Source organism: Paenibacillus sp. J31R34 (assembly GCF_059383715.1).
In genome coordinates, this window is sequence record NZ_JBXENU010000005.1 from 218,279 (window position 1) to 228,527 (window position 10,249).

The 10,249-nt window shown below is 49.4% G+C and carries 9 protein-coding genes; 7 read left to right on the top strand and 2 right to left on the bottom strand.

Translation table 11 applies throughout. The annotated features are described in order from the left end of the window. Window positions 1-67 precede the first annotated feature (67 nt). The gene (locus AC50YG_RS16000) at window positions 68-418 is read right to left on the bottom strand and encodes a DUF6509 family protein (RefSeq protein WP_494828011.1); all 351 of its coding nucleotides are present in this window, start codon (window positions 416-418) and stop codon (window positions 68-70) included. A gap of 360 nt (window positions 419-778) precedes the next feature. Between AC50YG_RS16000 and AC50YG_RS16005 the strand changes: the two genes are divergently transcribed. The 6 genes from AC50YG_RS16005 (at window position 779) to AC50YG_RS16030 (ending at window position 7,137) form a co-directional block, all read left to right on the top strand. After that, entirely contained in the window at window positions 779-1,486 is a 708-nt protein-coding gene (locus tag AC50YG_RS16005) for a response regulator transcription factor (protein WP_494828012.1), read from the top strand. After that, entirely contained in the window at window positions 1,483-2,928 is a 1,446-nt protein-coding gene (locus tag AC50YG_RS16010; protein WP_494828013.1) for a sensor histidine kinase, read from the top strand. Before AC50YG_RS16005 ends, AC50YG_RS16010 begins: the two co-directional genes overlap by 4 nt. Window positions 2,929-3,061: 133 nt before the next feature. After that, entirely contained in the window at window positions 3,062-3,727 is a 666-nt protein-coding gene (locus AC50YG_RS16015) for a GntR family transcriptional regulator (RefSeq protein ID WP_494828014.1), read from the top strand. A gap of 24 nt (window positions 3,728-3,751) precedes the next feature. Continuing rightward, window positions 3,752-5,443 (top strand): dihydroxy-acid dehydratase, encoded by a 1,692-nt coding sequence (gene ilvD, locus AC50YG_RS16020; protein WP_494828015.1) that lies wholly within the window; start codon window positions 3,752-3,754, stop codon window positions 5,441-5,443. A 173-nt stretch (window positions 5,444-5,616) separates the two neighbouring features. After that, the gene (locus AC50YG_RS16025; RefSeq protein WP_494828016.1) at window positions 5,617-6,363 is read left to right on the top strand and encodes a PepSY domain-containing protein; all 747 of its coding nucleotides are present in this window, start codon (window positions 5,617-5,619) and stop codon (window positions 6,361-6,363) included. Between the two features lie 129 nt (window positions 6,364-6,492). Beyond that, complete coding sequence (locus AC50YG_RS16030) at window positions 6,493-7,137, top strand: PepSY domain-containing protein (protein WP_494828017.1); 645 nt, start codon at window positions 6,493-6,495, stop codon at window positions 7,135-7,137. 114 nt (window positions 7,138-7,251) lie between these two features. Here the strand turns inward: AC50YG_RS16030 and AC50YG_RS16035 are convergent, their stop codons facing one another. Next, window positions 7,252-8,214, bottom strand: a complete 963-nt coding sequence (locus tag AC50YG_RS16035; protein ID WP_494828018.1) for an RluA family pseudouridine synthase — start codon at window positions 8,212-8,214, stop codon at window positions 7,252-7,254. 387 nt (window positions 8,215-8,601) lie between these two features. Between AC50YG_RS16035 and AC50YG_RS16040 the strand changes: the two genes are divergently transcribed. Beyond that, window positions 8,602-10,242 (top strand): carbohydrate binding domain-containing protein, encoded by a 1,641-nt coding sequence (locus AC50YG_RS16040; protein ID WP_494828019.1) that lies wholly within the window; start codon window positions 8,602-8,604, stop codon window positions 10,240-10,242. The last annotated feature ends 7 nt before the right edge of the window (window positions 10,243-10,249 follow it).

The following is a 10,249-nucleotide window of genomic DNA, read 5'->3' on the forward strand; positions in this document are numbered from 1 at the left end:
TAGACGAAGGGCTGGCTCGCAAGCAGATGTTTATGCTTGCGGACCAGCCCTATTTTTCAACAGTCCTCTATTCCTCAGCTTCGTGCCAATGCTCCAGGCAGAAGGCCAACACAAGCTGCTCTTCCTCGTCTTCCAGCTCAAAATCCAAAATGCGCTCCGTCTCGCGCTCTATAATTTCGTGCTTGGCAATTTTGGCTTGCTCGCCATCCTTGGCAAATACGGCACGTACATAAAGCCCTTTAGGCGAATAAATATCGTCGTCCTCGGCTGCTTCAATATCGATTATAAACTCGTAGCGTTTTCCGGTTAAAATGCCGAAAGGGTCTTTAATATATTGCACGCTATAGCTGGAAATTTCAATCATCGTATCATCCTTTGATGTGTTTTTCCTTCCATTATAGCAGAGTTGCTTAGCCAAGGCAGGCTTTCCTATGTATTAGCTGGATTTATTAGCTCGATTTATGTGCTTTGTCGGTATTGTCGCCTTTAGGCGGCAGGACGGAAATAGCGATTACAAGTTGTGCCAAATAACGGCGGAGCTTCATCACATGGACCCCCTCGCATAAATATACAAGCTTGTAGCTATTATTAATCGTTTTGTCGAAATTTGAAACAGCAGTCCTCCTGTTTATTGGAATAATAAGTCGCTAATTGGGTATTTGAGCTTGCGGCTTGGCGGGGTTGTTGCTTCTCCTGTCACAAATAGCCTAATATAAACGTAATCATACATGCTGGCTTGAGCATGTGGGCAAGAGCGGAGAGACAGGGAGGGACAGCAATGAATGAGTCCATATTGATTGTAGAGGACGAGCAAAAGATTGCCCGGGTGCTGGAAATTGAACTGGAGGCGGAGGGCTATCGCGTTTCTAAGGCAAATGATGGCTTGCAGGCGCTTGAGCTGTACCGCACGGGCGAATGGGATTTAGTCTTGCTTGACGTTATGCTTCCGGGCATAAGCGGCATCGAAATATTACGGCGAATCCGGGCGGCTGACGCGGCTACGCCTGTTATTTTGCTGACAGCGAAAAGCTCCGTAGAGGACAAGGTGTCGGGGCTTGATCTGGGCGCTAACGATTATATGACGAAGCCGTTTCAAATTGAGGAGCTGCTGGCTAGAATTCGAGCAGCGCTTAGACAGCGCTTGATTCCCTCAGAGGCAGGCGGAGCAGAATTAATGGACGGGACATGGCTGCTGGCGGGCGATTTAAAGCTGAATGAAACGACGCGCGAGGTTATTCGCTCGGGCAAAAGCATCGAGCTGACGCCGCGCGAATTTGATCTGCTCAGCTATTTGCTGAAGCATCAGCGTCAAGTACTGGGACGCGAGCAAATTGTTGAGGCAGTTTGGGGTTTTGACTACTACGGCGACACGAACGTTGTCGATGTATATATTCGCTATGTGCGCAAAAAGGTGGATACAGGCTTTGCCAGCGAGCTGATTCATACGGTGCGCGGAGTCGGCTACGTGCTCAAGGAAGCGCAATGAAGCTGCGCAGCCGGATTCATCTTTATTCCTCTGCTTTATTCGCTGTTTTGCTCGTAGCTATGAATTTGTCCGTCTATGCACTCTTCAGCAAATTGACGATTACGAGTCAAATGGAGCGGGTAGAGGCGGAAGCTTTGAAAATTTCCGAAGGCATGCTGAAGTCGGCAGGGACGGTTCCGATAGCAGATTTGCTGCGTGCGTATGTACCCCTGAACGGCATGCTGCGCATGGTGACAGCTGAAGGAGCGGACAAGCTGCTGGTTACTGCGCCAGGCGAGCAGCAGCTCAGCGAGCGAGAAGCTGTCTATGCAGAGAAGAAGCGGATTGAAAGCATTGATTATAAGGGAAACAGCTATGCCCTTGTATCGATTCCGGTCATTTGGACGGATGGCGCAGTCGTCAATATTCAGGTGACGGAAAGCGTGCAGGACACGGCAGAGCAGCTGAAGGTGCTGCAAATTGTATTGCTGGCGGTAACAGGCATCGCAATGATTCCTGTTATTGCTTCGGGGCGCCTGCTCGGAAGCATCATCGTGCGTCCCATCGCCCATATGACGCATACGATGCGGGCGATCCAGCGCAGCGGGACCTTTATAAAAATCAAGCCGGAAGGCAAGTCGCAGGATGAGCTTGCGGAAATGGGAGCGACATTCAACGATATGATCGCCTTGCTGGAGACGAATTTTGAGAAGCAGGAGCAATTTGTTTCCAATGCCTCCCATGAGCTGAAAACGCCGCTTACGGTCATTGAAAGCTACGCCAGCTTATTGAAGCGCCGGGGGCTGGATCGCCCTGACCTATTCGTCGAATCGATAGATGCGATTCACTCCGAAGCGGTGCGGATGAAGGAGATGACCGAACAATTGCTGCTGCTGGCCCGCAACAAGGAGCAGTGGAACCTGACGATGGAAAGCGTTGATCTGACGCAGCTCGCCAGTGAGTCATCCAAAGCCTTTCAGAAGGCGTATGGACGGGATATTCAGATGCGGCTTGCCAGCAGCGAGGACATGCCTGCCGGGGTGGACATGGAAGCAGCGGCGAATGCATCGAATTTGGAGGTAGGCAGCGAAGGCGGGCAGCCGGTCATTTATGGGTATGCAGATGCGAATAAGCTGCGCCAATTGCTGTTTATTCTGCTGGATAATGCGCGCAAATACAGCAGCGCTGCGATTACGCTGGAAATTGGCGCGAGCGGCGATTACAGCGAGATCCGGGTCATTGACCGGGGCATCGGCATTCCGCAGGCCGCGCTGTCTAAAGTATTCGACCGCTTTTACCGGGTCGATGAGGCAAGAAGCCGCCATGACGTTGGCGGTGCCGGACTTGGCCTCGCTTTGGCGAAGGAAATCGCCGCAGCTATTGGCGCTAGCCTAGCGCTTGCAAGCGAGGAGGACGTCGGAACGACGGCGACGATTAGATTGAAAAGAACGGAAGCAGGATAATAGCAGCTATACGATGATTGAAGCAGCCCGAAGCAGTCCAGAGGGCTGCTTTCTTTTTTTATAGGAATGGATAAAAAAAGATTGATATACGTATATGTATGCGATATATTACATACAAGAAAGGAAGATGCGTATGCCTATTCCAAGCCATTTTACAGCACCGATTAAAATTTCAGCGAAAGAACGAGCGCTTTCTCAAATTCAGCGATGGATTATTGACGGTACGCTGCTTCCCGGCGAGAAGATTGGCGATGCAGAGCTCGCGGAAGCTTTAGGAGTCAGCAGGACGCCTGTCCGTGAAGCCTTGCAAATTCTTGAGGTGCAGAAGCTCGTGGAGGTCCATCCGGGCAACTATACGAAGGTCAAAAGCTTGGAGAAATCCGATATATTGAAAATGTATTCGACGCTGGCCTCCTTGCACACATTAGCAGCAGAGACGGCTGCCAGTGTCATTGTACCCGAACAAATTGAACAGCTAAAGCAGCTGAATGCCGAGTTTGCAGCGGCGATTGAACAGGGGCTACCCTTTCAGGCCATGGAACTCGACGAGCAGTTTCACAATGTGATCGTGGAAGCCGCAGATAATGAATACCTGGCCTCTTACAGCGCCTCACTCCAGGTACATATTCGCCGCTTTAAATATGTGTTTCTTAAACAGCCTGTTCAGGCGACGCATGTATCAGTCGAGGAACATCAGGCAATTATTGAAGCTATGGAGGCTGGCGACCCTGAACGGGCGGCAGCTATGATGAAGCAAAATTTACTGCGCCCGATGCGTGAGCTTTATGCCATTATTTAACCAACAATGAGGGGATGGATGAACATGTCCGAGAAGGAAGATTTGCGTGGACGCAGCAAGGATATAAGCGAAGGGGTAAACCGAATGCCGAACCGGGCGATGCTGCGGGCAGTAGGCTTTCAGGATGAGGATTTCAAAAAGCCGATGGTTGGCGTCGCCAGCACATGGAGCGAAGTAACCCCTTGCAACATTCATATTGATCAGCTGGCGCGTGAGGCGAAGGCTGGGGTCAAGCAGCATGGTGGGGCTCCGCTTATTTTTAACACCATTACGGTGTCGGATGGCATTTCGATGGGACATGAGGGGATGCTGTTCTCGCTGCCGAGCCGGGAAACGATTGCCGATTCCATTGAGCTGGTTGTGAATGCTGAGCGTTTTGACGGACTCGTCGCGATTGGCGGCTGTGACAAAAACACCCCGGCTTGCCTCATGGCCATTGGCCGGATGAACCTTCCTTCTGTTTATGTATATGGCGGCACGATCCAGCCAGGGAAGCTGCATGGCAAGGATGTTGATATCGTTACGGCTTTTGAAGCAGTCGGGAAATATCAGGAAGGGCAGCTGACGGATGAGGAGCTGCATGAGGTAGAATGCAGCGTTTGTCCAGGGGCTGGCGCATGCGGCGGAATGTACACGGCGAATACGATGGCTTCGGCGGCAGAAGCGATGGGCATGGCGCTCCCCGGCTCCTCCTCAACACCAGCCATTGCCCCGAATAAAGCGGTGGAATGTGCGGAAGCGGGCAAAGCGGTTATTGAGCTGCTGAGAAAAAATATTCGCCCCCGCGATATTATGACGCTGAAAGCTTTTGAAAATGCGATCACCGTCGTCATGGCGCTTGGCGGTTCAACGAATGCGCTGCTTCATCTGCTGGCGATCGCGCATTCGGCTGGCGTGAAGCTGTCGCTGGATGATTTTGAACGGGTGCGCAGCCGCGTTCCCCATCTGGCCGATTTGAAGCCAAGCGGCAAATATGTGATGCAGGATTTGAACAATATCGGCGGTGTGCCGGGCGTGATGAAGCTGCTGCTTGAGAAAGGGCTGCTGCACGGAGACTGCTTGACCGTAACGGGCAAAACGCTTGCGGAAAACTTGGCGGACGCCGAGCCGCTGGAAAGAGGACAGGATGTCATTCGTTCCTTCGAGCAGCCGTTAAAGCCAACAGGACCTTTGGTTGTACTGAAAGGCAATTTGGCACCTGATGGGGCAGTCGCTAAAATGTCGGGCCTTAAAAAGATGCGTTTTAGCGGCCCAGCCCGAGTATATGACAGCGAGCAGGAGGCTGCCGATGCGATAGCGCGCGATGATATTAAAAAAGGAGATGTGCTCGTCATTCGATATGTTGGACCGAAGGGCGGACCCGGCATGCCGGAAATGCTGTCCATTACCGCGATGATTAGCGGGAAAGGGCTTGGCGGCGAAGTGGCGCTTATGACCGATGGACGCTTCTCGGGCGGCTCGCATGGCTTTGTTGTGGGACACGTCACGCCTGAGGCTCAAGTGGGTGGTCCAATCGGTTTGCTGCAAGAGGGCGATATCATTACAATAGACAGCGAGACGCAGGAAATGAACATGGAAATTTCGTCTGAGGAATTTGAGTCGAGGCTTGCGAAGTGGGTGCAGCCGCCGCTGAAAGTAAGAACAGGCGTGTTAGGCAAATATGCCCGGCTCGTATCCTCGGCTTCGCAAGGCGCGGTGACTGATCTGGATTTGTAATCAGTATATACTAGGCTTTGGCAGGGCAGAGTAGAGAGCACCGACTTGAATCGACGTGCAGTTTTCGTTCTCACCAAATTCTAATCCACAGGTTATATAATAGGTTGTCATACAGCATGCCTTTCAAGCAGCGAGCTTGAAAGGCATGTTTCTGATATAAATGGGGTGTGAAGATGCGACAAAAGCAAGCGAGACTGGTGCTTGGCATAACGATAGCTTGTGTAGTCATTATCTGTATTGGTGGAGGATTATGGTGGCAATCTGTTGCTGACGCCCGGCCTTCCATTACGGAGGAGCAGGCGAGCGAGCAGGTTCTCCAGCAATATGTTGGGAAAATTGTTAGCGCAAAGCTGGTCGACAGCGTCTATGAAGTTAAGCTGCAGGCTGAAAAGGGCATGTACGATGTGGCTGTTGATGCGAAAGGTGGAGGCATAGTTTCCATAAAGCTTATAGATGGAGAGCTGCCTGCTGCTGGAGAATCGCCTCCTGCTTCCTCAGCAAATGAGCCTACAGATGCGTCAACTGCGACGCCAGCAGCAGAGCCGACGCCTGATCAGAGCCCGGTTGCAACGCCGAGCCCAGAGCAAAGCTCAAGTCCAGCACCAAATTCAAGCACTAATCCAAATTCTAATCCAAGCTCGAAACCAAGCCCGAAGCCAAGTGATGGCAATGGAGGGAAAATGCCAGCGGCGTCTCCTGCCAAACAGGGCATATCTCCAGATGAAGCGGAAGCGATCGCGCTCAAGCAGGTAAAAGGCAAGGTGGAGGATACCGAGCTGAAAAGCTCCGACCGCAGCCGGTATTATTTAGTCGAAATCGATACGCCAGACGGCCGTGAGGCTACGGTGCAGATTCATGCTGTAACGGGAGCCATCATGTCAATTACTTGGGACGAGGACGATGATCAAGAGGACGATTAAGTTTAAATGAGCGCAGACTCAGCTTTTTATCATCAAATTCTAATGTTGCTGTCATGGTCATCTCATTTGCCGCAGGTAAAGTAAGGGTGAGACAAGCGAGAGACATTTGAAAATGGGAGGAACAAGATGATGATGAATAAAAAAATCTGGATTGGCGTTGTATCGGTTACGTTGGCACTCGGCGCAATGGGCGGTGCGGCAACGGCTGCTTCAAATACGAAAACCTTGATCGGCAAAGCCGAAGCGAAAAAAATCGCCTTGAAGCATGTAGAGGGCCGAATTGACGGTGTAGACCTGGAGCGGAATCAAACAGGCATTTTTTACGAGGTGGAGGTCGAGCGCGGAGCTTATAAGGATGAAGTCGATGTGCACATCGATGCTTACAGCGGCAAGCTGTTAGGCATTTATGACAGCGATGATGATGATGATGATGACGATCGCCGTGCAGCTCAGGTGACAGCATCAGCGGGAACAGCATCAAACGCAGGTACAGTGAATCGGCCGACTGCGAGTCCATCAACTAGCACGGGAACGACAGTCTTAAAGACGGCTGAACAGGCTGGAGCTATTGCGGTTGCGAAAGTTGGAGGTACAGTAGTCAAGGTTCAGCGTGATCGTGATGATGGCAGAATCATTTACGAGGTTGATCTTCGCATTACTGGCGGTAAAGCTGAAGTGGAAGTTGACGCAGCAACGGGAAAAGTGCTGTCCGTGGATAAAGATTACGACGACGATGATGACTACGATGACGATGATCGTTATGATGAGGATTAAGCAATCATAGCAAGCGAGCGTAATTATTTTGAAAATAAAGCGATTGAATTACAAAAAAAGGGGGCATCTGCGGATGCTCCCTTTTATAGTAGGCACAAAGCTGCTTATGCAGCTTTAGCGCTGTTTTCTTGGTGCTTGCCCAGCCTGCGGGGCTGGAGCAGCATTTTTAAACGGATTAAGAAACAGCTTGGGAATGCCCGTATCAAAACGGAGCAGCTTGCCGGTCAGCGGATGCTCGAAAGAAAGCACGCGCGCATGCAGACCGAGCCTGCCAATGGGCTTAAGCCGCGCTCCATATTTTTTATCCCCGGTAATGGGATGGCCGATGTCCTCCATGTGGACGCGGATCTGATTTTTGCGGCCAGTCTCCAAATGTACCTCCAATAAGGAGAAGCTGTCGTTAGCCTGAATTAGCTTGTAGTGGGTTACAGCATGCTGTCCATCATTCGGATGGGAGCTGGAATACATTTTCAGTGTGCTGCTTTCCTTGAGCCACGATTGGATCGTGCCTTCGGGCTTGCGTATTTTACCTTCTACAAGAGCTACATAGGAGCGTTCCTTGACAGCTTCCTGCCAGTTGTTTTGGAGCGATTGCTGCACCTTCTCGGTTTTGGCAAACATCATGACCCCCGAGGTGTCACGGTCCAGGCGATGCACGACGAAAATTCGATTTTTCGGATCGAAGGTTCGAACATGCGCCGTCAGCTGGCGGTAAGCGGTAACCTCCTGCTCATCCTTGGAGGAAGCGATGGACAGCAGTCCCGCATCCTTCTGCACGACGATAATGGCATCATCCTCATGTAAAATGGTGAGTCCCATAAGCGGCGGCGCTTCTACCGCCTTTTCCGTATTTATGGAAACCGTCTGCCCGACTTCGAGCGGAAAATTATATTTCGTTTGTACGCGCTTATTCACCGATACTTGTCCGCGCGCCAAAACCGATTTTACCGAATTGCGCCCCATGCTCGCCAAGTGGATCAATAAAAAAGCCAGCAGCTCCGACGGCTCATTAACCGTGAATTGCTTGGCCTGCGCGGCTTTACGCGGCTTGCCGCCTTCATTTTGCTTCCTAGACATACTTAAATACCTCCTGCTTGTTCACTGCTGCTATCACTATACCACGGTTGGAAGGGATAATTCTATGCAGGGAGGTTGCCAAATTCATTTTGATAAGGAGCAATAATTGTTTTCATTAAATCAGAGTAGTTTCAAAACGAGCTTATATGTTGCTTAATCATTTGCAATTGAGAAATCACAGCGTCCTGTTAAGATGAAGATTCTGTAATTTTTTAGCGTTTTTAGCGTCGTTTTAGTAGCAATCAAAAGTGAATTGACGAATCAAGTAAAATAATTTATAAATTCGACAAATTAATTGTTTTTTCGACAAAATAAGCTAAGGTGAAAAAATAAAAATTAACATATAGTAATGTTTGTACATAATTCAAAGTCAAAGGGTGATAAGGGTTGGCAAGAGAGGGAAAGTTAAAAAGAGAACACATCTTTAAGGATAATAACAGGGCATTTATCGTAAAAATCGGTATGCTTTCTGTTATTATTTTTTGTTTGGTCAGTTCCTCGATTTTTGCGGCAACGTATACGTATGACTCATTAAATCGCTTGACTAAAATTGAATATCCGAATGGGGATCATGTAGAGTTCACCTATGATGCTAATGGGAATAGGTTAACCGCTGCGGTCACCAAAACAACGGAAGAACCATCGACAGAACCTCCAGTTGTTGTGGGGCCTGATCTATATCAAGATTTTGAAAATGACGGTGTTTATGAGTGGATGGGTCAGGGGGACGGAGTTTTACTTACTAATTCGCAAGAAGCTGCCTATGGAGGCATACGAAGTATGAAGGTATCCAATCGAACTGCTACATGGCAGGGGCCAATCATGAATGTGAAAAATCAAATTGCTCCGAAACAAAGCTATCGGATAAAAGCGTTCATACGTTTACCCCAAGGTACTCCTGCTTCCTTGATGATGATGACGATTCGCCGGACGATGCCAGATGGCAGCAACTCCTACGATAATATTAATACAAAAACAGCAACGTCGGGTGATTGGACGGTTCTGGAAGGTATTTATCAATTGAATGATGCGGCAAGCAGCCTATATTTATATGTGGAAAGCGCTAGCCCTAATGCTTCATTTTTTATAGATAACTTTAGCATTGAAGCCTATACGCCAGAGCCAGCACCGCTGGTTCATGATTTCGAAGATGGCACTACGCAAGGCTGGTACCCGCTAGGAGAAGGCGTAATGGTAACCAATACGCAAGAAGCTGCGAGTAGTGGAGGCAGCAGCTTAAAAATCAGCAATCGGACAGCCACTTGGCAAGGTCCAGCGCTAGATCTAACTAGCTATATGAAAAAAGGGTTAACGTATACGATTTCGGGCAAGCTTCGTTTGCCACAAGGGGTAGCAGCCTCTGATATTCTACTAACCATGAATCGCGGTGATGGCAGCGGCTTGCATTATTATGACAATGTGAGTGCTAGTCATGTAACCGTGGACGGCTGGGTTGCTTTCGAAGGGAAGTATACGTTTACAGGACCAGTCGCTAGTTTAAACATCTATATGGAAAGTGCTAATGCCTCTGCAAGCTTCTATTTGGATGAGTTTAAGGTTGAGAAGTATGTCGTTCCACCGCCAGTTGTGAAAACAGACTTTGAAGATGAGACCCTTCAAGGCTGGAATGCGCAAGGGGATGGGGTCGTCTTGACCAATGTAGGAGAGACAGCTAACAGTGGATTACGCAGCTTGAAAGTGAGCAACCGTACGGCACAGTGGCAGGGACCACTGCTCAATTTAACAGGTAAATTGGTTCCCAATACCAAATATAAAGTTAAAGCGGCGTTCCGCTTGCAGCAAGGTGTTCCTTCAACCGATTTATTGATGACGATTCATCGCGAGTCTCAGAGCGGTGTTAATGATTATGATAACGTGAGTGCTACTGCGGTTACGGATGGGGAATGGGTCTATATGGAAGGGAATTACGAATTTAGCGGTACCGCGGCTTCTCTTTCCTTGTATGTGGAAAGTGTAAATGGAACGGGCGGATTCTATGTCGATGATTTCATTATTACGAAGCTATAAAAAATAG

Coding starts and splice junctions, on each gene's coding strand:
- AC50YG_RS16005 (WP_494828012.1), top strand. CDS start 779: ATGAATGAGTCCATATTGATTGTAGAGGACGAGCAAAAGATTGCCCGG.
- AC50YG_RS16010 (WP_494828013.1), top strand. CDS start 1,483: ATGAAGCTGCGCAGCCGGATTCATCTTTATTCCTCTGCTTTATTCGCT.
- AC50YG_RS16015 (WP_494828014.1), top strand. CDS start 3,062: ATGCCTATTCCAAGCCATTTTACAGCACCGATTAAAATTTCAGCGAAA.
- ilvD (WP_494828015.1), top strand. CDS start 3,752: ATGTCCGAGAAGGAAGATTTGCGTGGACGCAGCAAGGATATAAGCGAA.
- AC50YG_RS16025 (WP_494828016.1), top strand. CDS start 5,617: ATGCGACAAAAGCAAGCGAGACTGGTGCTTGGCATAACGATAGCTTGT.
- AC50YG_RS16030 (WP_494828017.1), top strand. CDS start 6,493: ATGATGAATAAAAAAATCTGGATTGGCGTTGTATCGGTTACGTTGGCA.
- AC50YG_RS16035 (WP_494828018.1), bottom strand. CDS start 8,214: ATGTCTAGGAAGCAAAATGAAGGCGGCAAGCCGCGTAAAGCCGCGCAG.